The following is a 25349-nucleotide window of genomic DNA, read 5'->3' as shown; positions in this document are numbered from 1 at the left end:
CATGGATTTCGGGCTGTCGGAGGAACAGAAGCTCATCGTCGAGACGACGCGCGCGTTCGTCGAGAACGAGCTTTACCCGCATGAGCGCGAGGTCGAGCGCACCGGCGTGCTGCGCCGCGACCTGATCGAGGAGATCAAGGTAAAGGCGATCGAGGCAGGGCTCTATGCCGCCAACATGCCGGCCGATGTCGGCGGAGCCGGCCTCGATACGGTGACCTGGCTGCTCTACGAGAAGGAACTCGGCCGCGCCAATTACGCGCTGCACTGGACCTGCGTGGCGCGCCCCTCCAACATCCTCCTGGCCGGCACGCCCGAACAGCGCGAAAAGTATCTGTTCCCCTGCATCCGTGGCGAGAAATGGGACTGCCTGGCGATGACCGAGCCGGGCGCCGGCTCCGATTTGCGTGGCATGAAGGCAACCGCCGTGCAGGACGGTGACGACTGGGTGCTGAACGGCACCAAGCATTTTATCTCCCACGCCGACCTCGCCGACTTCGCCATCGTTTTCATGGCCTCAGGCGAAGAGGATTCGCCGCGCGGCAAACGCAAGAAGATCACCGCCTTCTTCGTCGATAAGGGCACCAAAGGCTTCACCGTCCGTGACGGCTACCGCAACGTCTCGCATCGCGGCTACACCAACGCCATCCTCGAATTCGACGATTGCCGGCTACCCGGAGCCCAAGTGTTGGGCGAAGTCCACAAGGGGTTCGATGTCGCCAATTCCTGGCTAGGCGCCACCCGGCTGCAGGTCGGCGCCACCTGCCTCGGTCGCGCCGAGCGTGCGCTTGGCCATGCCGTCGAATACGCCGCGCAACGCCAGCAGTTCGGCCAGCAGATCGGCAAGTTCCAGGGCGTATCGTTCAAGCTTGCCGACATGGCGACCGAATTGAAGGCCGCCGACCTGATGGTGTTCGAAGCCGGCTGGAAGTACGATCAGGGCACCGTCACCGACCAGGACATGGCCATGGCCAAGCTGAAGGCCACCGAAATGCTCGCATACGTCGCCGATGAAGCGATCCAGATCCATGGCGGCATGGGGCTGATGGACGATCTGCCGCTGGAGCGCATCTGGCGCGACGCGCGCGTCGAGCGCATCTGGGAAGGCACATCCGAGATCCAGCGCCACATCATTTCAAGGGCGCTGCTGCGCCCGTTCGGGGCATAACATATGCATAAACTGGAGCGTCTCCTGCGGCCTAAATCGATCGCCGTCTTCGGCGGCGCGCAGGCCGCAGCCGTCGTCGCGCAATCGATCAAGATGGGTTTTGCCGGCGAGATCTGGCCGGTGCATCCGACCAAGGACGAGGTTGCCGGTCGCAAGGCCTATCGTTCGGTGGCTGACCTGCCCGGCGCGCCGGATGCTGCCTTTGTCGGCGTCAACCGGCATTTGACCATCGAGGTGATCAAGGCGCTGGCCGAACGCGGCGCCGGCGGCGCCGTCTGCTTTGCCGCCGGCTTCCTCGAAACCGAGGCCTATGACGATGATGGCGAGCGGCTGCAGGCCGAGCTGGTCGCGGCGGCCGGCCAGATGCCGATCATCGGGCCGAATTGCTACGGCCTGATCAATTATGCCGACGGCGCGCTGCTGTGGCCCGACCAGCATGGCGGCATAAGACTGGCCGAGGGCGGCAAGGGCGTCGCCATCATCACCCAGTCCTCCAACATCGCCATCAACATGACCATGCAGAAGCGCGGCCTGCCGATCGCCTTCCTGATGACCGCCGGCAACCAGGCGCAGACCGGCCTATCCGAAATGGCGCTCGGCCTGATCGAGGATGAGCGCGTCACGTCGCTCGGCCTGCACATCGAGGCCTTCGATTCGGTAGCCGGCTTCGAACGGCTGGCGGCACGAGCCCGCGAGCTGAAGAAGCCGATCATCGCCATGAAGGTCGGCCGTTCCGAACAGGCCAGGCAAGCGACTGTCTCGCATACCGCGTCGCTCGCCGGCTCGGACGCGGCCTCGGGTGCGTTCCTGCGGCGGCTCGGCATTGCGCGTGTCGATTCAATCCCCGCCTTCATCGAGGCGCTGAAGCTGCTGCACATCACCGGACCTTTGCCCGGCTGTAGGCTGTCGTCGATGAGCTGCTCCGGCGGCGAGGCCTCCGTCATGGCCGACAGCGCCGAAGGCCGCTGGGTCAATTTCCCTGTGCTGACCGACAGCCATCGCGCCCATGTCAAATCGACGCTCGGGCCGCTGGTCGCGGTCGCCAATCCCTTGGACTATCACACCTTCATCTGGAACAACGAGCCGGCGATGACCGCCACCTTCACCGCCATGGTGTCGGGCGGTTTCGACCTCAACATGCTGGTGCTCGATTTTCCGCGACCCGACCGCTGCTCGGTCACCGACTGGTGGGCGACGTTGCGCGCTTTCGAATCGGCGCTCAAGACCAACAAGGCGCATGGTGCGATCGTCTCCTCGCTGCCGGAGAACCTGCCCGAGGAATACACTGCCGAACTGATGGCGCGCGGCATGGTGCCGTTGTTCGGCATTTCGGAAGCGATGGATGCAGCCGGCGCAGCAGCCTTCATCGGCTGGGCTTGGGCTGAACCGCAGGCGCAGCCGATCGACACGTCGGCCTCCGGCGCCTCTGGCGGGGACCACGTCACGCCCGACGAAGCCGAGGCGAAGTCACGGCTGATCAAAGCCGGCCTGCCGGTGCCGAAGGGCGAGCGCGCCGCCAATGCCGTCGAAGCGGTGATTTCGTCCATGGCGCTCGGCTTTCCCGTCGCGTTGAAGGCGCTCGGCGTCACCCACAAATCCGAAGTTGGCGCTGTCAGGCTCAATCTCAGGGATGCCGAATCCGTCAGCACCGCAGCGCATGACCTGTTGCCGCTCGGCACCGGGCTCTATGTCGAGCGCATGGTGCGCGACGGTGTTGCCGAACTCATCGTCGGCTTCACCCGCGATCCGATGTTCGGCGCGGTGATGACGCTCGGCACTGGTGGCGTGCTGGTCGAGCTGTTGCGCGACAGCGTCACGCTGATGCTGCCGGCGACCCGCGACGATATCGAGGCGGCGCTGCGCGGCCTGAAACTGTTCCCGCTGCTCGAAGGCTATCGCGGCCGGCCGAAGGCCGATGTCGCGGCTGCCATCGATGCTATCTCTGGCATTGCCGCCTTCGTGCAGCAGAATGCCGGGGAGATCGAGGAACTCGACATCAACCCGCTGATCGTCTGTGCAGAGGGCAAGGGCGCCTGGATCGCCGACGCGCTGCTGGTGCTGGGAGAGAACAAGAATGTCTGACGTCATTTCGACCCGCCGCGAGGGCACCATCCTCGAAGTCACCCTCGACCGGCCCAAGGCCAACGCCATCGACCTGAAGACCTCGCGGCTGATGGGCGAGACCTTCAAGGCGTTCCGAGACGATCCGGAATTGCGCGTCGCCATCGTCAAGACCGCTGGCGACAAGTTCTTCTGCGCGGGCTGGGACCTCAAAGCAGCTGCCGGCGGCGATGCGGTCGACGGCGACTATGGCGTCGGCGGCTTTGCCGGGCTGCAGGAATTGCGCGACCTCAACAAGCCGATCATCGCGTGCGTCAACGGCATGGCGGTCGGCGGCGGCTTCGAGCTGGCGCTGTCCTGCGACCTCATCTACGCCTCCGATCATTCCTCCTTCGCGCTGCCCGAGATCCGAGCCGGCACGCTGGCCGACGCGGCGACGATCAAGCTGCCGAAGCGCATCCCCTACCATGTCGCCATGGACCTTCTGCTCACCGGCCGCTGGATGGATGTCGCTGAAGCGCATCGCTGGGGCTTGGTCAACGAAGTGCTGCCCAAGGAAAAGCTGGAAGATCGCGTCTGGGAGATCGCCCGGCTGCTCGCAGGCGGCCCACCGCTGGTGTTTGCCGCGATCAAGGAGACGGCGCGCGTGGCCGAGGCGCTGACCTTCCAGGACGCCATGAACAAGGTGACCCGCCGGCAATTGCCGACGGTCGATGCGCTCTATGGCTCCGAGGACAATATGGAGGGTTTTCGTGCTTTTGCGGAGAAGCGTGAGCCGGTGTGGAAGGGGAAGTGAGGATTGTTGCCGAAATGACGGCGCTTACCCCCCTCTGTCCTGCCGGACATCTCCCCCTCAAGGGAGGAGATTGGCAGCTTCGATCTCTGCAGTCTTCTTGCGACGCAGAAGGTTGGCGAAAGCCTTCGCAACATCCGATCTCCCTCCTTGAGGGGGAGATGTCCGGCAGGACAGAGGGGGGCGCCCAGGCTCAGCCTTGGCCGCCTCTCCAGCACCCATGACCGACTACATCAAGCTCATCGACGCCGAGACCTGGGCCTTCATCGAGCGCACCAATTCCTATTACCCGCCCGATACGATCGACTACACGATCGTGCAGCAGCGCGAGATTTACGACCGCATGTGCCGGGAATTCTTTGCCGGCTACCCCGAGGGCGTCGCTGTCGAAACCTCCGCCATTGCAACGCCGACGCATGACATCCCGATCCGCATCTACCGAAGCACACTTCAGGCAGCCGTGACGGTGCTCTATGTCCATGGCGGTGGCTTCATCCTTGGTGGGCTGGACAGCCACGACGATGTTTGCGCGGAGCTGTGCTCGCGCACAGGCTATGAGGTGGTCTCCGTAGATTACCGGCTGGCGCCGGAACATTTGCATCCAGCCGCCTTTGACGATGCCATGAGCGCCTTCGAATGGGCCGCCGCCAATCGCGATCATCCTATCGTGCTCTGCGGCGACAGCGCCGGCGGCAATCTCTGCGCCGCCGTCAGTCACGCCACGCGCGGCCATTCGAAAAGGCCGGTCGGCCAGGTGCTGATCTATCCCGGCCTCGGCGGAAACCGCTCGAAAGGCTCCTATGTCAAGCACGCCGAAGCGCCGATGCTGACCGTGCGCGATCTCGAATTCTACAAGCACATTCGCACTGGGGGGCAAGACCGTAGCGGCGATGCGACGCTGGCCCCGCTTGCCGACACCGATTTCTCCAACTTGCCGCCGACAGTGCTGATCACCGCCGAATGCGACCCGCTGTCATCGGATGGCGAGACCTATCGCGACCTGATCATCACGGCAGGTGGCCACGCGACGTGGTTCGAGGAGCCGGGATTGGTGCACGGCTATCTCAGAGCCCGGCACACGATTGGCCGCGCCCGCACCAGCTTCACCCGGATCGTCGGTGCGGTGACCGCGCTTGGACAGGGCGACTGGCGCTGGTGATCGCGGCCAAACTCTGAGGACCAGGTGACGCCCCTTCACGCCACCGAGGCAGCCGCTGCCCGGCCGGCGCTGCGGCCGGAAAAGATGCAGCCGCCGAGGAAGGTGCCTTCGAGCGCCGCATAGCCATGCACGCCGCCGCCGCCGAAACCGGCGGCTTCGCCGACGGCATAGAGCCCGGCTACCGGCTGGCCATCTGCCCCCAGCACGCGGCTGTCGAGATCGGTCTGCAGGCCGCCCAGCGTCTTGCGGGTCAGGATGTTGAGCCGCACCGCGATCAGCGGGCCATTTGCCGGATCGAGCATCTTGTGCGGCTTGGCCGTGCGGATCAGCCGGTCGCCGAGATAGGCGCGGGCGCCACGCAGAGCGGTGATCTGCATATCCTTGGAGAACGGGTTGTCGAGCTGCCTATCGCGGGCGTGGATCTCGCGCTCGACTTGAGCCACCTCAAGCAGCGCCTCGCCGCCGGCCAGCGCGTTCATGCGCGCGACCAGCGCCGGCAAATCGGCCTCGACGATGAAGTCCTCGCCCTTTTCCATGAACGCCTTGACGGGACCCGGAATGCCCGATGTGGCGCGGCCGAGCACCTGGCGCCAGCTCTTGCCGGTCAGATCGGGGTTCTGCTCGGAGCCCGACAGCGCGAACTCCTTCTGGATGATCTTCTTGGTCAGGATGAACCAGGAATAGTCGAAGCCGGTGCTCATGATGTGGGAGAGCGTGCCCAGAGTGTCGAAGCCGGGATAGAGCGGCACCGGCAGGCGCTTGCCGCGCGCATCGAGCCACAGCGATGATGGGCCGGGCAGGATGCGTATCGCGTGGTCGGTCCAGATCGGCGCCCAGTTCTTGATGCCCTCGACATAGTGCCACATGCGGTCGCGGTTGATGATCGAGCCGCCGGCCCGTTCCGTGATCGCCAGCATGCGGCCGTCGACATGGTCGGGCACGCCGGTGATCATGCGCTTGGGCGCCGCGCCCAGCCGCTGCGGCCAGTTTTCCCGCACAAGCTGATGGTTGGCGCCGATGCCGCCGGAAGCGACGATCACGGCTTGCGCGCGAAGCTCGAAATCTCCTGATATTTCGCGCGAACTCTTGTGGCCGCGCTCGGCGGTGCTCGGTTGCAGGATGTCGCCGCGCACCCCGTCGACAGTCGCACCCGTGCGGGTCAATTCATCGACCCGATGGCGGAATTTGAAACTGATCAGTCCGCGCTTCTGCGCCTCGCGCACGCGCTGTACGAAAGGTTCGAGAACGCCGGGGCCCGTGCCCCAGGTGATGTGGAAGCGCGGTACCGAATTGCCGTGGCCGATGGCATTGCCGCCGCCTCGCTCGGCCCAGCCGACCACGGGAAAGAATTTCAGGCCGCGCTGTATCAGCCAGGAGCGTTTTTCGCCGGCGGCAAAGCCGACATAGGCTTCCGCCCATTTGCGCGGCCAGAAATCCTCGGGCCGATCGAAAGCCGCGGTGCCCAGCCAGTCTTCCAGCGCCAGGTCATGCGAATCGCGGATGCGCATGCGCCGCTGCTCGGGCGAATCGACGAGGAAAAGGCCGCCGAACGACCAGAATGCCTGGCCGCCGAGCGACTGCTCCGGCTCCTGGTCGACGATGATGATTTTCTTGCCGGCCTCGGCGAGCTCGGCGGCGGCAACCAGCCCTGCAAGGCCGGCGCCGACAATGATCACGTCCGCATCGTCAGCCATTTTTCCTCCCAGAATTAGCCGGCTATTTCAATGCAAGGAATTCAGACGGTCTCCCAGCCTTCTTTGCCGCCGGCGCGGAAGATGGCGTCGATGACTTTCTGATTGAGCACCGATTCCTCCAGCGTGAAGACGCGCTCCTTGCCGCCCTGTGCCGCGCGCGCGAAGGTCTCGACCTCCAGCCGGTACTGCTGCGTGCCGGGAAAGCGAAAAACCTGCGCCTCGGTGTGGTTCTGGTTGTGCAGTTCGACGCGGTGGTGGTCGTAGAGCCCGGCATTGAAAGGCGAGAACAACTCGATGAAACCCTTCTCGCCGTGGAACACCATCACCTGGCGCGCCGCCATCTGAGTCGACAGATAGAACGACAGCTCGAAGTCACCGAAATCGGCACGGATCGAGGAGTAGATGTCGGTGCCGAATGTCTTGTCGCGCTCGATCGTCGCCTGCACGCGCAGCGGCTCCTTGCCGGTGGAAAAGCGCGTCGACACGGTCGGGTAAACGCCGATGTCGGGCAGCGCGCCGCCGCCGAGGTCGAGCTGGTTGCGCATGTTGCTGGGGTCGACGTTGTAGTAGGAGAACGCGCCCTGCACATGGCGCAGCCGGCCGATGGCGCCGCTGGCGATGAGCTCGCGCACCTTGATCCATTGCGGGTGGTAGATGACCATGAAGGCTTCGCAGACCAGCACCTTTTTCTGGTCGCGCAGCTTGATCAGCGGCAGGATGTCCTTGGCGTCGAGCGCCAGCGGCTTTTCGACCAGCACATGCTTGCCGGCTTCGATGGCCTTGGCCGCCCACTCGACATGCTGCGAGGTCGGCAGCGGGATGTAGACGCCGTCTACTTCTTTCGAGGCGAGCAGTTCCTCATAGGAGCCGAAGGCATGGCGTGCACCGAAGCGGTCGGCCAGCGCCTTGGCCTTCGACAGGTCGCGGCTGGCGATCGCCGACAGCACGCCATTCTCCGCCTCGACCATCGCCGGCAACAAATGCTCGCGGCCGATCTTGGCCGTCGACAACACACCCCATCGGAACATCAGGCTTCTCCATCACGATTACAGGCGACGAGGTTTGCCCGAAATCGCCGGAAAAGCCAATGACGAGGTCAGCCCCTTTTGCCGGTCAGCGTCATGTCGAAGTCGACGATGTTGGAATAGATCGGCGTGCCGACATCCATGCCGTAGCGCGACCTCAGCACCTTGCCGGTGACATGGAATTTGATCATGCCGGCCTTGAGACCGCCGAGCTCGGCCGTGAATTTTTCCGGGAACGTCTTGCCGCGCGCCGTCAGCCGGCCGCTGACGAGAGCCGTGGTGTCGCTGGTTCGGGTCACGCTGGTAGAGCGGAACTGGATTTCCGGGCTGTTGGCGGCATCAAACACCGCGTCGGAGCGCAGGAAGGCATCGATACGGCCCTGGCCGGTGCCGACGCTTTCGGGAAAAATGGTGAAATTGACAGCTGAGCGCCCGACATCGCTGTTGTCGATGCGGATCGAGCCCTTGAAGCGGGCGAAGGTGCCATTGAGGCCGCCGCCGCCGACCTTGCCGATGGAGAAGCGGATGCTGGAGCTGGCCGGGCTGATCGAATAGCTGCCGGCGGCGTCACCCTGCGCGACGGCCGCAGAAACAGGCATGGCAAGGCAAGCGGCGACCGCCGCAAATCCGAGGATGCGCGTGTACATGAGGATGTTCCTTGTTGGAGGCAGCGCATTTCTTGCGCCCTCACTTCATGAACGAATGAACCGCTCGCTCTATTCCGAATCTGACGAAGGCGTGACCATGCGCGTGAGCACGCCATCCCTGAGCTGGAAATGATGCCGCAGCGCCGCCGCGACGTGGAGAGCCACAAGCGTCATGCCGGCATAGGCGAGATACCAATGTGCCGCCGCCCAGAAGCTCTCGGCACCATCCGATTCGGCCAGCGGCAGGTTCGGCATGACGAACAGGTTGAATGGCAGGCTGGGGATCTCCAGCATCGAGACCGACACCAGCGCCCAGCCGGACAAGGGCAAGGCAAGCTGAAACGCGTAGAGCGCAAGATGGGCCAACGGTGCTGCCCGACGCTCCAGGGTTCCGACCGAGCGCGGCAGCGCCGGCGTTGCATTGCCAAGACGCCAGGCGATGCGCAGCAACACAAGCCCGAGCAGCAGGAAGCCGAAAGATTTGTGCAGTTGGATCAGCTCGAAGGCGGTGCGCTGGCTGGTCAGCCGCACCATGACGAAGCCGAGCCCGAACTGGCCGATGAAAATGAGCGCAATCAGCCAGTGGAGAAGGATCGCGCCCCAGCCATAGCGGGTGGCGCTGTTGGTGATCGATGTTTGCATGGGGAGTGAACGAATGTTGGTTCGGCTTTCTTCCAGCGCGCTTCACCCTCCCCCTTGTGGGGAGGGGCGCGCAGCAAATGCCGCGAAGCGGCTTTTGCGAGGCGGGGTGGGGGTCTCGTAGGGCGCTACCCACCCCGTCCCTCAGCCGACCTACCGGGGCGAGCCGCCGATCTCGCCCGTCCTTCGGACTCCCATCAGGGCCCTCCGGAGGGAGACGAAAGGCGCGAGTTCGCCGAGCCTGGCTCCCTTCCTCTCCCTCCGGAGGGCCACAAGGGGAGGGGCGAGCCCGCTCTATCCACTCACCTTGAAGAAATCGACAAACGCCCTGAGCGCCGGGCGCATCTGCCGGCGGCTCGGATAATAGACGAAGAAGCCGTCGAAGGAGGGGCACCAGTCCTCCAGCACACGGATCAGCCTGCCGTCGGCGAGCGGCGCGCGGACATAATCCTCAAAGACGAAGGCGAGCCCAGCGCCGTCGACCGCCGCCTGGGCGATCAAATGGTCCTCGTCGAGGATCAGCGGTCCCTCCACCGCCATCTCGATCGCCTCGCGGCCTCTCTCGAACTCCCAGCGGTAGAGGATGCCGCTGGAGAAGCGGAAGCGGATGCAGCGGTGGTCAGCCAGGTCGCGCGGGTGACGCGGCTTGGGGTTGACCTCGAAATAGACCGGGGCGCCGACCACCGCGCCGCGAAGGTCCGGCCCGATGCGCACCGCGATCATGTCGCGCTGCAGGCTCTCGCCTAGCCTGACGCCAGCATCGAAGCCCCCTTCCACCACGTCGGTGAAACGGTCCTCGATGACGATCTCCAGCACGATATCGGGATAGGCCGACGCAAAGGCGCCCAGCCGTGGCGTCAGCGCCAAATGGGCTGCGGTGCGCGGCACGGTCAGGCGCAGATTGCCGGCCGGCCGGTCGCGCGTCTCGATTGCCGTCTCCAGCGCCAGATCGATCTCCGACAGCGCCGGTCGCAGCCGTTCCAGCAACTGCGCACCTTCTTCGGTCGGCGCGACGCTGCGTGTGCTGCGCGCCAGCAGCCGAACGCCAAGCCGCGCCTCTAGGCTGGACACCGCATGGCTGACCGCCGAAGGCGCGATGGCCAATTCCCTGGCCGCGCCGCGAAAGCTGCCGCATTGGGCAACGGTTGCCAGCACGGCCAGTTGGGAAAGATGCGCGCGATTCATTGATCTATCTTTTAGAACAGCCCGTGCAAATGAGAGCCGATTATCGAACACAAGGCAAGGCGCTATTTCTGCCGCATCGCAACAAGGAGACGCGTTATGCAAACCCGCAAGCTAGGAACTGAATTGAACGTCTATCCCGTCGGCCTCGGCTGCATGGGCATGAGCTTCGCCTATGGCGGCCAGGCGGAAGCCGACGCAATCGCCACGCTGCACCGCGCCATCGATATCGGCGTCAATTTCTTCGACACGGCGGAGGTCTATGGCCCGTTCGAGAACGAGATCCTGCTCGGCAAAGCGCTGAAGTCCGCGCGTGACAAGGTGACGATCGCGACAAAATTCGGCTTCAGGATTTTGGAGGAAGGTACAGGCCTCGACCGCATGGCCGGCGTCGACAGCCGCCCCAAGCACGTCAAGGCGGTCGCCGAGGCGTCGCTGAAGCGGCTCGGCACGGATGTGCTCGACCTCTACTACCAGCACCGTGTCGACCCCAACGTGCCGATCGAGGACACGGTCGGTGCCATGGCCGAGTTGGTGCGCGAGGGCAAGGTGCGCGCGCTCGGCCTGTCGGAGGCGAGTGCGGCGACCATCCGCCGGGCCCATGCCGTGCATCCAATTGCTGCCGTGCAGAGCGAATATTCGCTGTGGAGCCGCGACCCGGAAGACGAGGTGTTCGCCGTCTGCCGCGAACTCGGCATCGGTTTTGTTCCCTACAGCCCGCTCGGCCGTGGCCTGCTGACCGGCACGATCGCCAAGCCCGAGGCGCTGAGCGACGACGACTGGCGCCGGACCTTGCCGCGCTTCCAGGCCGAGGCGATGGAAGCCAACGCCGCTGTCATCGCGACGCTGGAAAAGCTGGCAGCTGAAAAGGGGGTAACTTCGGCCCAACTGGCGCTGGCCTGGGTGCTGCACCAGGGCGATTTCATCGTGCCGATCCCCGGCGCGAGAAGGATACGCCATCTGGAGCAGAATGCGGCGGCTGCCGGGATCGCGCTGAGCGCGGTCGAGGTGCAGGCGATTGGTGACGCGCTGTCGCCCGACAAGGTGGTCGGTAGGCGCTATGCGGAGAAGGAGCTGACGCTGGTGAATGGTTGAAAACTGGTGAGTAATCGGAAGGGGCGCCGCGCGCCCCTTTTTCGTACGCAGCGCGGTGCAGAAGATGGGGACGCTGACGTGAAGCGCCCCCCTCTGCCCTGCCGACATTTTTACCAAGGCTCGACACTAATCTCCGGCCAGTTCTCCCTTGCACGCTTACCCTTCGCCTCATGCGTGCGCTGATTGTCCATCACCCGGTTCGGCGTGATGCGAAACGAGAAAATGTCGTCAAGACCAAACGGTGCCACGATCTCGAGCTGCCCGTCAGCGTCGTATCGAACCCCGACGGCGTGCGTCTTCGAGGCAAAATGGCTAACGGATTCGCTGGCGCTCGAATAGCGCGGGCACGGCCGTCCGAACTTCTGCGGATACCACAGATGCACCCGCGCCTGGTTGCGCACCTCGACCGGCAACGCTAGCCCCTCGAAATGCTTCTCCGCCCGGCGGATCACCGCGTCCTCGGCCTCATAGGACAGGTCACTGCCATCGAAGTAGAAAAGATCAACATCCTTGATGCCGTAGCCCGACGGTTTGCCGGTCAGGTGGTTCCAGATGCTGTTGTAGAGAGCGCCGGATACCACCAGCCAGTCCTGCAGGTCGAGCGTGCGAGCCCGCGCCACCGCGTCGCATAACAGCGGGTCGGCAGACACGATGGCGAGAAACGCCGCGCGCTGTTCTTCAAGGGGAAGGCCGGAATACCGCAGATGGTCCATCGCCCTTTGGAGGGCGATTCGCCATCTGCTCGCAAGTTTTTTAGCCCCGCAGAACGCCCCCGGTCTGCTTGCCGACATTCTCGATGATGCGCTTGGCCAGTGCCTCGAAATCCTCGTCGGTGAGCGTCTTTTCGACCGGCTGGATCGACACTTCGATGGCAATCGATTTTTTGCCCTCGCCCAGCGAAGCGCCTTCGAAAATATCGAAGACCGAGACGGCGGTGATGAGCTTCTTGTCGGCGGCGAGTGCGGCGCGCACCAGCGTGCCGGCCTCGACCGCCTTGTCGACGACGAAAGCGAAATCGCGCTTGACCGCCTGGAAGGGCGACAGTTCCAGTTTCGGCTTGGTTTTCGTCGGCTTGGCCTTCGGTTCAGGCACGCCATCGACGAAGACTTCAAAGCCGCACAGCGGGCCGGAAACATCGAGGCCCTCCAGCGTCTTCGGATGGAATTCACCGAAAGTGCCGAGTACGGTTTTCGGGCCGAGCTTGATCGTGCCGGAACGGCCGGGATGATACCAGGCCGGGCCGCCGGCCTCGATCTGCAGCCGGTCGACAGGCGCACCGCAGGCTTCAAGTGCGGCGATCGCATCGGCCTTGGCGTCGAACACGCCGACCGGGCCGGAATTGCCGGCCCAGTTGCGGCCGGAACCGTCGAGCTTGGCGGTGCCGCGACGCACGCCGGCGGCGACGCGCCGCTGCTGGTCGGCGCCGTCGCCCTCATAAGTGCCCGACACTTCGAACAGCGCCACGTCGCCAATACCCTTGTCGGCGTTGCGCTGGGCAGCCGCGATCAGGCCCGGCAGCAGCGAGGGCCGCATGTCGGACATGTCGGCGGCGATCGGGTTGGCGAGCTTCAGCGCGGTCTGGCCGCCGCCGAACAGCTCGGCGTGCTTGGCCGGAATGAACGACCAGGTAACGGCTTCCATCATGCCGCGCACGGCAAGCGCGCGCTTGGCCGTGCGGGTACGGACCTGCAGCGTGGTGAGGATCTTTGCATTGACCGCGTCATGCGCGCCGAGCGGCTGCGGCGCGATGTTGTCGACACCGTGGATGCGCATGACCTCCTCGACCAGGTCTGCCTTGCCATCGACGTCGGGGCGCCAGGACGGCACGGCGACATCGACGACATCGCCCGAGCCCTCCGGCTTGAAGCCGAGGCGCGACAGGATGTCGAGGCTTTCCGCGCTGGGAACCTCGATGCCGGTCAGCCGCTTCACTTCCGAAAGCGGGAAGGAAACGATCTTCGGCGTGTGACCGGCATAACCGACGACCTCCATTTCGGTCGGCGTGCCGCCGCAGAAATCGAGCACCAGTTTCGTTGCCAGTTCGACGCCCGGAACCATGAATTCGGGGTCGACGCCGCGCTCGAAGCGGTAGCGCGCATCGGTGATGATGCCGAGCGTGCGGCCGGTGCGCGCCGTGGTGATCGGATCCCAAAGGGCGGATTCGATCAGCACATCTGAGGTGTTCTCGTCGCAGCCCGAATGCTCGCCGCCCATAATGCCGGCGATCGACTCGACGCCGTTGTCATCTGCGATGACGCACATTTCCGGCGTCAGCGTGTATTCGCGGCCGTCGAGCGCCTGCACCTTTTCGCCATCGCGCGCGCGGCGCACGACGAGATTGCCGGCAACCTTGCTGGCGTCGAACACATGCAGCGGGCGGCCGCGGTCGAAGGTGACGTAGTTCGTGATGTCGACCAGTGCGCTGATGGGTCTCAGCCCAATGGCGATCAGCCGCTGCTGCAGCCATTTTGGCGAGGGTCCATTCTTGACGCCCTTGACCAAGTTGAGCGCGAAGCCGGGGCAAAGCTCCGGCGCTTCGATCGTCACCTTGACCGGACACATGCCATTGCCGACATGCGGCATGATGGCGCCGCCGACGAGGCGGCCAAGCCCGCTCGCCGCCAGATCCCTGGCGATGCCGTAGACGCTGGTGGCATCCGGCCGGTTCGGCGTCAAGTTGATCTCGATGACCGGATCGTCGATGTGCGCATAGGCGGCGAAGCTGGTGCCGACCGGCGCATCCTCAGGCAGGTCGATGATGCCATTGTGTTCGTCGGACAGCTCCAGCTCGCGCTCGGAACACATCATGCCGTGGCTTTCGACGCCCCTGATCTTGCCGACCGTCAGCGTTACGTCGATGCCGGGCACATAGGTGCCGGGCGCGGCAAAGGCGCCGATCAGGCCCGCGCGAGCGTTTGGCGCGCCGCAAACGACCTGCACCGGAGGCTTGCCGTCGCCGGTGTCGACGGTCAGCACGCGCAGCCGGTCGGCATCGGGATGCTGAACCGCCGTCAGCACCCTGGCGATGACGAATGGTTTCAGGCTCGACTTGTCGTCGACATGCTCGACTTCGAGACCGATCGAAGTCAGCCGCTCGACGATCTCGTCGAGCGTGGCGTCGGTCTCGAGGTGGTCCTTGAGCCAGGAGAGGGTGAATTTCATGGGACTGTTCCGTCTGGTCTTTTGACGCTTGATTTCAGATGTCTCGGCAGGTCGTCGGACATATGCAGGAAGGCAAGCTGCTCGCCGATATAGGCATGCAGCGTCGGCTGGAAATCGGCCGGCATGTCCATGGCGCCGAGCATGAAGTAGATGTCTTCTTCCAGCCGCTCGTCGACATAGGCGATGGGTGAGCCGCAGGTGCCGCAGAAAGAGCGCGTCACCGGGCCGTTCTCATACATCTTCAGCGCCTTGCCGGTGAACGCGACCTGATCGACCAGGAAGCCGACAAAGGCCGACACCGGCGCGCCGCTGGCCCGCCGGCAATCGCCGCAATGGCAGTAGCTGACGTGATGCGGTTCGGCAGAGGCCTCGAACCGCACGGCGCCGCAGCGGCAGCCGCCGGCATAGGGCGCTGTCATGCGCTCAGGCCTCCGAACAAAGTCGGCATGTCGAGCGGCCGGAAGCCGTAGTGCGACAGCCAGCGCACGTCTGCATCGAAGAAGGCGCGCAGGTCCGGCATGCCGTATTTCAGCATGGCGATGCGGTCTATGCCCATGCCCCAGGCAAAGCCCTGATATTCGTCCGGATCGAGACCGCCATGGCGCAGCACATTGGGATGCACCATGCCGCAGCCGAGGATCTCCATCCAGTCGGAGCCTTCGCCGAAGCGCACCTCGCCGGGCCGCGAGCGATCGCACTGGATGTCCACCTCGAGGCTTGGCTCGGTGAACGGGAAGAAGGACGGCCGGAAGCGCATCTTAACCTGCGGCACCTCGAAGAAGGCCTTGCAGAACTCCTCCAGCACCCACTTCATGTTGGCGACGTTGGCTGTCTTGTCGATCACCAGCCCCTCGACCTGATGGAACATCGGCGAGTGGGTGGCGTCCGAATCCTGCCGGTACGTCTTGCCAGGAATGACGATGCGGATCGGCGGCTTCTTCGTTTCCATGGTGCGGATCTGCACCGGCGAAGTGTGCGTGCGCAAAAGCTTGCGCTCGCCCTTCTCGTCCGGCTGGAAGAAGAAGGTGTCGTGCATCTCGCGCGCCGGATGGCCTTCGGGGAAATTCAGCGCGGTGAAATTGTAATAGTCGGTCTCGATGTCGGGACCTTCCGCGATGGAAAACCCGAGGTCGCCGAAGATCGCGGCAATCTCGTCGATGACCTGGCTGATCGGATGGATACGGCCGCGCTCGGCCGGCGACTGCCGCACCGGCAGCGTCACGTCGACCTTTTCGGCGGCGAGGCGGGCGGTGATCGCCACATCCTTGAGCTCAGCCTTGCGGGCAGTCAGCGCGTCGGTGACGCGGTTCTTGAGGCCGTTGATGGCCGGGCCTTTGATCTGGCGCTCCTCGGCGGTCATGGCGCCAAGTGTCTTCAGCATCTCGGACACGCTGCCCTTCTTACCGAAAGCAGCGATGCGCACGGCCTCGATGGCCGGCTCATCGGCGGCCGAGGCGATCTCGGCCAGAAGTGAGTTTTCAAGCGTATCCAGGCCAGTGGTTGCGTCGTTCACGGTCAAACTCGCTGCGTTGGGAGGTCGGCCTCAAAGTGAAAGTCACTTCTAAAGTGAAATCACTCCAAGGATCAGGCAAAAGAAAAACCCGCGCCAGCCGTGCCAGCGCGGGTTCCCCAAATCAGAATTGCGAATGCTTGGGAAGCGCTGGTCTTAGGCGACAGCGCTTTCAAAAGCGTTCGGCGTGGTGTTCTTCAGATATTCGAGCGCCACCTTGGCCTTGGCGACCAGGGCCGCGAAAGCCTGCGGCTCGTGGATGGCCATGTCCGACAGGATCTTGCGATCGATCTCGATGCCCGACTTGTTGAGGCCGTCGATGAAGCGGCCATAGGTCAGGCCATGCTCGTGGGTCGCGGCGTTGATACGCTGGATCCACAGCGCGCGGAAGGAGCGCTTGCGGTTCTTGCGGTCGCGGTAAGCGTATTGCAGCGACTTTTCCACCGCCTGCTTGGCGATGCGGATGGTGTTCTTGCGGCGGCCGTAGAAGCCTTTCGCGGCTTTCAGGACCTTCTTGTGCTTGGCGTGCGAAGTGACGCCTCTTTTTACGCGTGCCATGTCATGATCTCCTTAAAAGCAATTCCAGGAAAAGTGCCTTGCGGTTTTCCGTTCGGAATTGCGTAAAACAAATGCGTGTCCGGACCGAATGCCTTAGAGGCCGTTCGGCAGAAAATTCTTGATGACCTTCTTGCCATCCGGTTCAGCCAGAACCATCGTGCCGCGGGCATTTCGAATGAACTTGTTGGAACGCTTGATCATGCCGTGACGCTTGCCGGCCGCAGCCGACAGGACTTTACCCGTACCTGTGATCTTGAACCGCTTCTTGGCGGCCGATTTGGTCTTCATCTTGGGCATTTTGCTACTCCGTATTGTTGGCGCACTATCGCGCTTCTTGTTCGCTTCAGGCCGACCAAAGCCCGAAAAGCAAATGAAACCGCCACGGCATGCCCTGCCGGGCGGTTTTCTTGAACGGCGGTGCTATACGTCAAAGACGGCCGGCGCGCAACACCTGTGGAGATGCGGCGCTGTGTCCTCGTCAGGGCAGCGTGAACCAGACCGGCAACATGCCTGACAGCTGGGCGCCGTCGATCAATTCGAAGGCCGGCAGCGCGATCAGAAACACCAGGCCGTCGAGCAGCGTGGTCAACAGCAGGCGCGGCTTGAAGTTTCCGGTATCGCCCTCCTGGTAGAGCGACAGTTTTGGGAAGAAGCGCGGCACCCGCGCCAGATAGGCCTGATACGGCGCGCCGAGCGCTTCCTTGAGGAACTTCTCCTCGCGCAGGATGACGATATGGAAGGCCCCCGCGCACAAAAGCCCGAAGAGGATGATACCGGAGAACGAACCGATCTGCGCGCCGACACCGGCTGCGGCTACGGTCGAGAACACATAGAGCGGGTTGCGGGTGATCGAGTAAGGCCCGCCAGTCACCACCTCGGACGATTTGCGCCCGCCTATGTAGAGTGTCGCCCAAAGGCGGCCCACGATGCCGAGGAAAATCAGCAGCACGCCGAACATTTCGATCGTCTCGTGCACGGCTGTGTCGGGCGGAAACGTCGATTGGCCAAATAGCAATGCTGCAAACAGCACGACCACGAGAACGGCAAGCACTATCCGGCGCATATGCTGGTAATTGCCCAGCCCGTGTTTGAAGTCCACGTCCGAAACCTTGACTTCATCGACCATAGTGAATCCGATCGTCAGGAATTTTGCCGGCGATCGCAGCGTCTGAACAAGAAGAAGGCGTCCCGCCGATCGCCGGGACGCCTTGCGATGTGATTCAGGCGGATTTAAGCGCGATGGCCAAGCCTGACGTCATCGTGATCCTAGATACGCGCCGATGCAGATCTTAGCGCGGCGACAGCACCATCATCATCTGGCGGCCTTCGAGCTTCGGTTCCGCTTCGACCTTGGCAATCGTCGCCACTTCCTCGCGGACCTTGTTCAGAAGCTGCATGCCGAGTTCCATATGCGCCATCTCGCGGCCACGGAAGCGCAGCGTCAGCTTGACCTTGTCGCCTTCCTCGAAGAAGCGGCGAACCGCCTTCATCTTGGTCTCGTAGTCATGGCTGTCGATGTTCGGGCGCATCTTGATCTCCTTGATCTCGATGACCTTCTGGTTCTTGCGCGCCTCGGCCGCCTTCTTCTGGTTGGCGTATTTCAACTTGCCGAGATCAAGGATCTTGACGACGGGGGGCACCGCGTTGGGCGATATCTCGACGAGATCGAGCCCGGCCTCTTCGGCCAGCAGCAATGCGTCGTTGATGGAAACATCGCCGCGGTTCTGGCCTTCGGCGTCGATAAGCTGGACCCGGGGAACCCGGATGTCACGGTTGGAGCGCGGGCCATCCTTGGTCGGCGCCGCTGCTTTGAAAGGTCTGCGAATGGTCGTGGTCTCCTTGGCCGTTTCGTTCAGGATTTGTCAGTGTTGATGCATGGACGCGCCAATGTGGTGAGCGCGCGGGCGGAGTCAATAGCACAGCATTGACAGAAAATCACCCTGATCGCTGCCCTGCACCAAACAAAGAACATAGTGAGCACTTTTCGCCACGCCACCGACCGTGCCACAAGAATCCCGCGCCAGAAGAGGGCCTGAGGAAAAAGCCATGACCGCAACGCCCCCCGTCTTTATGGATGTCGACGGATCGCGCATCGCGGTGCGCCATACTGCTGGCTCTGCGCCCGGCATCGTCTGGCTCGGCGGCTACAAGTCGGACATGCTGGGCGCGAAGGCGCAGACGCTGTCGGACTGGGCGGCAAAAGAAGGCCGCGCCTTTCTGCGCCACGATTATTCCGGCCATGGCGAATCCGGCGGCGCCTTTGCCGACGGCACGATTTCGACATGGCTTGCACAAAGCCTTGCCGTGTTCCGGCATTTCACCAAGGGCAAACAGATCCTGGTCGGCTCCTCGATGGGCGCCTGGATCGCGCTGCGCATGGTGCAGGAATTGCGCAAGGCTGATGACAGCAACGTCGCCGGCCTGGTGCTGCTGGCGCCGGCACCGGATTTTACCGCTGAACTGATCGAGCCGGTGCTGACCAAGGCGCAGAAGCGCGATCTCGCCAAAAAAGGTTTCTTCGAAGAGCCGTCGGACTATTCCACGGAACCCTACATCTACACCCGCGCCCTGATCGAGGACGGGCGCGACAACCGGGTTATGACAGGCCCGATCGACACCCATTGCCCGGTGCATATCCTGCAGGGCCTGGCCGATGCGGATGTGCCGGCAAGCCATGCACTGAAGCTGGTCAGCCTGCTGCCCGCCGACGACGTGACCCTATCGCTGATCCCTGACGGCGACCATCGCCTGTCGCGACCGCAGGATCTCGACATGCTGGTGCGGGCCGTCGATGCAATGGCGCAGAGGGGAAACTGATGCGCCTTTCCATTCCGATATCCGCCTTCGTCGCGGCGATCGTCGGCTTCGGCGGCACGCTGGCCATCGTCATCGCCGCCGCCAACGCAGTCGGCGCGACGCAGATCGAGACGGCAAGCTGGGTGACGACGATCTGCCTGGCCATGGCGATCGAGAGCCTGTGGCTGTCATGGCGCACGAAAATGCCAGTCATCACCGCCTGGTCGACGCCGGGCCTGGCGCTGATCGCGGCATCGAGCGGCTTTTCGATGGGTGAGGCCGTCGCCGCCTTCATCGTCACCGGCGTCCTTCTGATCGCCACCGGGCTGTTTCGGCCCCTGACGAAGCTGATCTCGAGAATACCGCCTTCCGTCGCCTCGGGCATGCTGGCCGGTATCGTCGTCACCTTCGCGCTCAATGCGGTGAAGACCATTCCCATCGACCCGTGGCTGATCCTGCCGCTGATTGCAGCCTTCTTCGTCATCCGCCTGTTCAACCCGGCGCTGTCGGTGCTGGCGGTGCTGATCGGCGGTGGCCTTGCCGCTTTCCTCACCGGCCGTGTCGGCGGCCTGCCGACACCGGAACTGTCGACGCTGACGCTGATTGCGCCTGATTTCACCGCCAAGGCGGTGATCGGGCTGGCACTGCCGCTCTATCTCGTCACCATGGCTTCGCAGAACCTGTCCGGCCTCGCCGTGCTGCGCGCCGCCGGCTACCATCCGGAGCCCGGCCCGCTGATCGGCGTCACCGGCCTGTTTTCGCTGCTGTCGGCGCCGTTCGGCGGCTCGACCACCAATCTGGCGGCGATCTCGGCGGCGATCTGCACCGGGCCGGACGTCCACCCCGACCCCGCCGAGCGCTGGAAGACCGGGCCGTTCTATGCGCTCGCCTATCTCATCTTTGCGATTTTCGGCGCTTCGCTGGTGGCGATCTTCGCGGTGCTGCCACAGAGCCTGATCGTACTGGTGGCGGGCCTGGCGCTGATGGCGTCGCTCGCCAACGCGCTGTCTATCGCGCTGAAGGAAGAGGCGGATCGCATGGCCGCCACCGTCACCTTTGTCGTCACCGCGTCGGGTCTGACGCTGTTCGGCGTTGGCGCCGCATTCTGGGGCCTGATTGCCGGGCTGGTCGTGCTTTTCCTCGATATGATCAAAAAGCGATAAACATTTCAGATGCTTGTCCGGATTTGGCGGACATTGTCTTGAATCGCCGTTTTTCTCTTCCCATTTCGATTCCACGCAGCCGGGTTTGGCTGTCTCCAACCGAAGGAATGGGAGAAAATGAACACATCCGCATTGATCCGTCCGGCCTGGACGCCGGCAACCATCGCGTTGATGGTTGTGGGTTTCATGGTGTTCTGGCCACTCGGCTTCGCCATGCTCGCCTACATCATCTGGGGCGACCGCCTCGATGGCTTCAAGCGTGACGTCAACCGCGCGACCGACGGCATCTTCGCCGGTTGCCGCCGCGGTTCCGACAAGGCCGCGCGCTGGGGCAATGGTTCCGCCCGCACCGGCAACGTCGCTTTCGACGACTGGCGCGAAAAGGAACTTGAGCGGCTGAACGAAGAGCGCCGCAAGCTCGACGAGATGCTGACCCAGTTCGACGAATACGCCCGCGAATTGCGCCGCGCCAAGGACCAGGACGAGTTCGACCGCTTCATGGCCAACCGCAACAAGTCGACGGCGCCGACGAAGACCGATCCGAGCACCGGAACGACGACCACCAAGCGTGGCAAGGGTTCGAACCTGCTTGACGACTGAGATCCGGCGACTGGTCACATCGTGAAAAAACGGCGTCGCGCGAGCGGCGCCGTTTCTTTTTTGTTCTAGTCGTTTTTCTCGAATCGCGTATCGTCCCGCCATGACTCTCGGCTTCTTTCGCAATCTGACAAAGCCCAAGCCCACGCCTGTCGTGGAGCGCGAATATTGCGTCGCCGGTCGCACGCTGCCGCTCAAGATCGTCGAGAGCGCCAGGGCGCGCCGAATGACGCTGCGTATCGATTCAGGCGGCCAGGGTCTGCGCATCACCGTGCCGCCAGGCCTGCGCCGCGGCGAAGTGGACAGGTTCCTCGAGCGGCATCAGGACTGGCTGGAGCAGCGACTGGCCAAGGTGCCGACGCGGCCGCAGGTGCGGCCCGGCATCAGGATCCCGGTGCGCGGCGTGCCGCACCGCATCGTCCATGAACCGTCAAAGCGCGGCACCGTCACCGTGTCGCGCGACGAACGTGGTCCGCTCTTGATCGTGCATGGCGACCGCATACATCTGCCGCGCCGCCTCGCCGATTTCCTCAAGCGCGAGGCCAAGAAGGAAATCGAGAAGCTGGTGGCCAAGCACACCGAGGCGCTTGGCAAGCGCGCCAAGGCGATCCGCTTCAAGGACACGTCAAGCCGCTGGGGGTCATGCACCTCCGAAGGCAATCTGTCCTTTTCCTGGCGCATCATGATGGCGCCGTCGCCGGTCATCAACTATCTCGTCGCGCATGAAGTGGCGCATCTCAAGGAGATGAACCACGGCCCGAAATTCTGGAAACTGTGCGAAAAGCTCTGCCCCGACACCGATCGCTGCAAGGACTGGCTGAAGCGCAATGGCGGTGCGCTGCAGGCGATCATGTTCGAGTAGATCGCTCAATCGTCGTTGGCGGCGTTCAAGTCTTCGGGCCGCAACCCCTCATCGCCATGATGCGGCCACGGCAGGAAATTGCCGTCGAACTCATCGCCGCCGAAATAGTCGAGCGCGCGGTGCGCCTCGGCGCCATTGAAGGCGGCCTTGTCGATCAGGTGCGCGATGACCTCGCGCGCCTGCGCAATCTTCTGCCTGAGTTCGGCTACGGTTCTGTCGGCCATGATCGTGCTCCCGCCTTGCGTCCTGTCCATCCATAGGTAGCGCCTTTGGCCGTGCCGGCAAACAGCATGCTTTTTCTCGACTCTTATCGCTTTTCATGCCAATTCCCGCGCCATGGCACTCGACATCAAAATCTGCGGCTTGAAGACCGACGCGGCAATGGCCGCGGCGCTGGCCGGCGGCGCCAGCCATGTCGGGTTTATCTTCTTCGCCAAAAGCCCGCGCTATGTCGAACCTGCCGAGGCTGGCCGTCTGCGCGAGGCCGCGCGCGGCAAGGCGATGGCGGTTGCCGTCACCGTCGATGCCGGCGACGCCTTCCTGGATGAAATCGTTGCCAAAATGCAGCCCGACATGCTGCAGCTGCACGGCGCGGAAACGCCCGAGCGCGTCGCCGAGGTCAAAGCCCGCTATGGCCTGCCGGTGATGAAGGCGCTGCCGCTCAGCGAGGCCGCCGATCTCGAACGAATGAAGCCATTCATCGGCATAGCCGACCGGTTCCTGTTCGACGCCAAGCCGCCGAAAGGCTCCGAACTGCCGGGCGGCAATGGTGTTGCCTTCGACTGGCGCATTCTCGCCGGCCTTGACGGCGGCGTCGATTACATGCTTTCCGGTGGGCTCAACGCCGCCAATATCGGCGATGCCCTTCGGCTTGCCAACCCGCCTGGGATCGACATTTCTTCAGGCGTGGAAAGCGCGCCGGGCGTCAAGGATCCGGCGCTGATCGAACAGTTTTTCCGGGCCGTCAGGGCCGCGCGGAACACCCGCGCAGCCTAGTGGTGCCTCAAACCAGAGCATGTCCCGGAAAAGTGGGAACCGGTTTTCCGACAAGGACATGCCTCATAGTCAAGATGCCAGGAGATCGGCGATGAACAAGCCGGCGACACCCAATTCCTTCCGCACCGGGCCCGACGAACAGGGCATGTTCGGCATTTTCGGCGGTCGTTTCGTTGCCGAAACGCTGATGCCGCTGATCCTCGATCTGGAGCGGCACTGGAACGAGGTCAAGAACGATGCGGATTTCAGGGCTGAGCTGACTGACCTGTCGACCCACTATGCCGGACGGCCGTCGAAGCTTTATTTCGCCGAAGGCCTCACGAAGCATCTTCGTGAGGTTTCCTCGGCCAGGGGCATCGCGGGCGGCGCGAAGGTCTACTTCAAGCGGGAGGATTTGAACCACACCGGTTCGCACAAGATCAACAACTGCCTCGGCCAGATCCTGCTGGCCAAGCGCATGGGCAAGAAGCGCATCATCGCCGAGACCGGCGCCGGCCAGCACGGCGTGGCCTCGGCCACGGTTGCGGCCCGCTTCGGCTTTCCCTGCGTCGTCTACATGGGCGCCACAGACGTTGCCCGGCAAAGCCCGAACGTCTTCCGCATGAAGCTGCTCGGCGCCGAAGTGCGCCCGGTGACCGCCGGCCACGGCACGCTGAAGGACGCCATGAACGAGGCGTTGCGCGACTGGGTCACCAATGTAGAGGACACCTATTACTTGATCGGCACCGCCGCCGGCCCGCATCCCTATCCGGAGCTGGTGCGCGACTTCCAGTCGGTGATCGGCATCGAGGCGCGGGCACAGATCCTCGAGCAGGAAGGCCGGCTGCCCGACACCATCATCGCCGCTGTCGGCGGTGGTTCGAACGCCATCGGCCTGTTCCATCCCTTCCTCGACGACAAGGAGGTCCGCATCATCGGCATCGAAGCCGGCGGTCGCGGTCTCGACGGCATCGAGCATTGCGCCTCGATGAATGCCGGCGCGCCGGGCGTGCTGCATGGCAACCGCACCTATCTCCTGCAGAATTCCGACGGCCAGATCATGGACGGCCATTCGATCTCGGCCGGCCTCGACTATCCCGGCGTCGGGCCGGAGCATTCCTGGCTGCGCGATTCAGGCCGGGTCGAATACGTGCCGATCCTCGATGACGAGGCGCTGGAGGCTTTCAAGCTGACGACGCGCGTCGAAGGCATCATCCCGGCGCTGGAATCGGCGCATGCCATCGCGCATGCGGTGAAGATCGTGCCTGCCATGGACAAGGATCAGATCGTCATCGTCAACCTGTCCGGCCGTGGCGACAAAGACGTGCACACGGTGGCTTCGATGCTGGGCATGGAGATCTGATCATGGCCACCCGCATCGACCGCCGCATGGCGAAGCTCAGGAACGAAGGCCGCCCGGCGCTCGTCACCTATTTCATGGGCGGCGACCCCGACTACGATACCTCTTTGTCGATCATGAAGGCGTTGCCGGGCGCAGGTTCCGATATCATCGAGCTCGGCATGCCGTTCTCCGATCCGATGGCCGACGGCCCGGCGATCCAGGCGGCGGGCTTGCGGGCGCTGAAAGGCGGCCAGACGCTGGCCAAGACGCTGAAGATGGCGGCCGACTTCCGCGCTGGCGACAATGAAACGCCGATCGTGCTGATGGGCTACTACAATCCGATCTACATCTATGGCGTCGACCGCTTCCTCAAGGACGCGATCGCCAGCGGCATCGACGGGCTGATCGTCGTCGACCTGCCCCCGGAGATGGACGAGGAACTGTGCATTCCGGCATTGAAAGCCGGCATCAACTTCATCCGGCTGGCGACGCCGACGACCGACGACAAACGCCTGCCCAAGGTGCTGCAGAACACGTCGGGCTTCGTCTATTACGTGTCGATGACCGGCATCACCGGCTCGGCGCTGGCCGACACCGGCAAGGTGGCGGCGGCGGTCAAGCGCATCAAAGGCCACACCGACCTGCCGGTCTGCGTCGGCTTCGGCGTCAAGACCGCCGAGCAGGCCCGGGTGATCGGCGCCAATGCCGACGGCGTCGTCGTCGGCACCGCGATCGTCAATGCGGTGGCCAATGTGCTGGGGCCGAAGGGCGAGAAGACCGCCGATCCGGCCGAGGCCGTCGCCACGCTGGTCAGCGGGCTTGCGCAAGGCGTGCGCTCGGCCCGCCTTGCTGCTGCCGAATAGTTTCCCTACGTCAGGTCTTGTGCATGCCGTTATCCCAGAACCGGTTCCCACTTTTGGGCGA

General features: G+C 63.7%; 26 protein-coding genes. 12 read left to right on the top strand and 14 right to left on the bottom strand.

Annotation, left to right across the window (positions count from 1 at the left end):
* Position 1: 1 nt before the first annotated feature.
* The 4 genes from LB519_RS00525 to LB519_RS00510 all read left to right on the top strand — a co-directional run bounded on the left by LB519_RS00525 (position 2) and on the right by LB519_RS00510 (position 5178).
* Positions 2–1165 carry an acyl-CoA dehydrogenase family protein gene (locus LB519_RS00525; protein ID WP_013528296.1) on the top strand — a complete coding sequence of 388 codons (1164 nt, stop codon included), beginning with the start codon at positions 2–4 and terminating at the stop codon, positions 1163–1165.
* 3 nt (positions 1166–1168) lie between these two features.
* Positions 1169–3247, top strand: coding sequence for an acetate--CoA ligase family protein (locus LB519_RS00520; RefSeq protein WP_224618300.1), 2079 nt, complete (start codon positions 1169–1171; stop codon positions 3245–3247).
* Positions 3240–4022 carry a carnitinyl-CoA dehydratase gene (locus LB519_RS00515; RefSeq protein WP_013528298.1) on the top strand — a complete coding sequence of 261 codons (783 nt, stop codon included), beginning with the start codon at positions 3240–3242 and terminating at the stop codon, positions 4020–4022. Before LB519_RS00520 ends, LB519_RS00515 begins: the two co-directional genes overlap by 8 nt.
* Positions 4023–4239: 217 nt before the next feature.
* The gene (locus tag LB519_RS00510; protein WP_224618298.1) at positions 4240–5178 is read left to right on the top strand and encodes an alpha/beta hydrolase; all 939 of its coding nucleotides are present in this window, start codon (positions 4240–4242) and stop codon (positions 5176–5178) included.
* Positions 5179–5213: 35 nt separating this feature from the next.
* On the opposite strand, the gene LB519_RS00505 is transcribed toward LB519_RS00510, so the two are convergent.
* The 5 genes from LB519_RS00505 to LB519_RS00485 all read right to left on the bottom strand — a co-directional run bounded on the left by LB519_RS00505 (position 5214) and on the right by LB519_RS00485 (position 10368).
* The gene (locus tag LB519_RS00505) at positions 5214–6872 is read right to left on the bottom strand and encodes an FAD-binding dehydrogenase (protein ID WP_224618296.1); all 1659 of its coding nucleotides are present in this window, start codon (positions 6870–6872) and stop codon (positions 5214–5216) included.
* A 41-nt stretch (positions 6873–6913) separates the two neighbouring features.
* On the bottom strand, positions 6914–7900 hold the full coding sequence (locus tag LB519_RS00500; RefSeq protein ID WP_013528301.1) for a Gfo/Idh/MocA family protein: 987 nt from the start codon (positions 7898–7900) through the stop codon (positions 6914–6916).
* Positions 7901–7968: 68 nt separating this feature from the next.
* Positions 7969–8544, bottom strand: a complete 576-nt coding sequence (locus tag LB519_RS00495) for a YceI family protein (RefSeq protein WP_224618294.1) — start codon at positions 8542–8544, stop codon at positions 7969–7971.
* Positions 8545–8613: 69 nt separating this feature from the next.
* Entirely contained in the window at positions 8614–9186 is a 573-nt protein-coding gene (locus LB519_RS00490; RefSeq protein WP_013528303.1) for a cytochrome b, read from the bottom strand.
* A 291-nt stretch (positions 9187–9477) separates the two neighbouring features.
* Positions 9478–10368: a LysR family transcriptional regulator gene (locus tag LB519_RS00485; RefSeq protein ID WP_013528304.1), complete on the bottom strand. Its 891-nt coding sequence runs from the start codon at positions 10366–10368 to the stop codon at positions 9478–9480.
* A gap of 96 nt (positions 10369–10464) precedes the next feature.
* Here LB519_RS00485 and LB519_RS00480 point away from each other — a divergent pair, with 96 nt between their 5' ends.
* On the top strand, positions 10465–11460 hold the full coding sequence (locus tag LB519_RS00480) for an aldo/keto reductase (RefSeq protein WP_224618293.1): 996 nt from the start codon (positions 10465–10467) through the stop codon (positions 11458–11460).
* Between the two features lie 110 nt (positions 11461–11570).
* Here LB519_RS00480 and LB519_RS00475 read toward each other — a convergent pair whose 3' ends face one another.
* From LB519_RS00475 to infC, 8 genes are all read right to left on the bottom strand, one after another.
* Complete coding sequence (locus tag LB519_RS00475; protein ID WP_224618292.1) at positions 11571–12173, bottom strand: nucleotidyltransferase family protein; 603 nt, start codon at positions 12171–12173, stop codon at positions 11571–11573.
* 40 nt (positions 12174–12213) lie between these two features.
* Positions 12214–14622: a phenylalanine--tRNA ligase subunit beta gene (pheT, locus tag LB519_RS00470; RefSeq protein WP_224618290.1), complete on the bottom strand. Its 2409-nt coding sequence runs from the start codon at positions 14620–14622 to the stop codon at positions 12214–12216.
* Positions 14619–15041 (bottom strand): GFA family protein, encoded by a 423-nt coding sequence (locus LB519_RS00465; RefSeq protein WP_013528308.1) that lies wholly within the window; start codon positions 15039–15041, stop codon positions 14619–14621. Before LB519_RS00465 ends, pheT begins: the two co-directional genes overlap by 4 nt.
* Positions 15038–16135, bottom strand: coding sequence for a phenylalanine--tRNA ligase subunit alpha (gene pheS, locus LB519_RS00460; RefSeq protein WP_013528309.1), 1098 nt, complete (start codon positions 16133–16135; stop codon positions 15038–15040). The genes LB519_RS00465 and pheS overlap by 4 nt, the downstream gene beginning before the upstream one ends.
* A 153-nt stretch (positions 16136–16288) precedes the next feature.
* Positions 16289–16690, bottom strand: coding sequence for a 50S ribosomal protein L20 (gene rplT / locus LB519_RS00455; protein WP_013528310.1), 402 nt, complete (start codon positions 16688–16690; stop codon positions 16289–16291).
* Positions 16691–16783: 93 nt separating this feature from the next.
* Positions 16784–16987, bottom strand: a complete 204-nt coding sequence (gene rpmI / locus LB519_RS00450) for a 50S ribosomal protein L35 (protein ID WP_006201248.1) — start codon at positions 16985–16987, stop codon at positions 16784–16786.
* A gap of 181 nt (positions 16988–17168) precedes the next feature.
* A complete protein-coding gene (locus tag LB519_RS00445; RefSeq protein ID WP_013528311.1) occupies positions 17169–17816 on the bottom strand; it encodes a methyltransferase family protein in 648 nt (215 codons plus the stop codon).
* Between the two features lie 163 nt (positions 17817–17979).
* Positions 17980–18516: a translation initiation factor IF-3 gene (gene infC / locus LB519_RS00440; protein ID WP_013528312.1), complete on the bottom strand. Its 537-nt coding sequence runs from the start codon at positions 18514–18516 to the stop codon at positions 17980–17982.
* A gap of 220 nt (positions 18517–18736) precedes the next feature.
* Between infC and LB519_RS00435 the strand changes: the two genes are divergently transcribed.
* The 4 genes from LB519_RS00435 (at position 18737) to LB519_RS00420 (ending at position 22108) form a co-directional block, all read left to right on the top strand.
* Positions 18737–19507, top strand: coding sequence for an alpha/beta hydrolase (locus tag LB519_RS00435; protein WP_224618288.1), 771 nt, complete (start codon positions 18737–18739; stop codon positions 19505–19507).
* Positions 19507–20649: a benzoate/H(+) symporter BenE family transporter gene (locus tag LB519_RS00430; protein ID WP_013528314.1), complete on the top strand. Its 1143-nt coding sequence runs from the start codon at positions 19507–19509 to the stop codon at positions 20647–20649. The genes LB519_RS00435 and LB519_RS00430 overlap by 1 nt, the downstream gene beginning before the upstream one ends.
* Positions 20650–20766: 117 nt before the next feature.
* Positions 20767–21249, top strand: a complete 483-nt coding sequence (locus LB519_RS00425; RefSeq protein ID WP_063169787.1) for a DUF2852 domain-containing protein — start codon at positions 20767–20769, stop codon at positions 21247–21249.
* A 100-nt stretch (positions 21250–21349) separates the two neighbouring features.
* Positions 21350–22108, top strand: a complete 759-nt coding sequence (locus LB519_RS00420; RefSeq protein ID WP_013528316.1) for a M48 family metallopeptidase — start codon at positions 21350–21352, stop codon at positions 22106–22108.
* Between the two features lie 5 nt (positions 22109–22113).
* Here LB519_RS00420 and LB519_RS00415 read toward each other — a convergent pair whose 3' ends face one another.
* Positions 22114–22332: a hypothetical protein gene (locus tag LB519_RS00415; protein WP_013528317.1), complete on the bottom strand. Its 219-nt coding sequence runs from the start codon at positions 22330–22332 to the stop codon at positions 22114–22116.
* 112 nt (positions 22333–22444) lie between these two features.
* Here LB519_RS00415 and LB519_RS00410 point away from each other — a divergent pair, with 112 nt between their 5' ends.
* The 3 genes from LB519_RS00410 (at position 22445) to trpA (ending at position 25288) form a co-directional block, all read left to right on the top strand.
* Positions 22445–23104 (top strand): phosphoribosylanthranilate isomerase, encoded by a 660-nt coding sequence (locus LB519_RS00410; RefSeq protein ID WP_024501981.1) that lies wholly within the window; start codon positions 22445–22447, stop codon positions 23102–23104.
* Positions 23105–23195: 91 nt separating this feature from the next.
* Entirely contained in the window at positions 23196–24446 is a 1251-nt protein-coding gene (trpB, locus tag LB519_RS00405) for a tryptophan synthase subunit beta (RefSeq protein ID WP_224618287.1), read from the top strand.
* A 2-nt stretch (positions 24447–24448) separates the two neighbouring features.
* Positions 24449–25288, top strand: a complete 840-nt coding sequence (trpA, locus tag LB519_RS00400; RefSeq protein WP_013528320.1) for a tryptophan synthase subunit alpha — start codon at positions 24449–24451, stop codon at positions 25286–25288.
* Positions 25289–25349: the final 61 nt, after the last annotated feature.

It is taken from the genome of Mesorhizobium sp. AD1-1, assembly GCF_020164655.1.
GTDB classification, from domain to species: Bacteria; Pseudomonadota; Alphaproteobacteria; order Rhizobiales; family Rhizobiaceae; genus Mesorhizobium; species Mesorhizobium ciceri.
The sequence above is the reverse complement of the archived record's forward strand: the minus strand, read 5'-3'. Positions and strand labels throughout refer to the sequence as shown.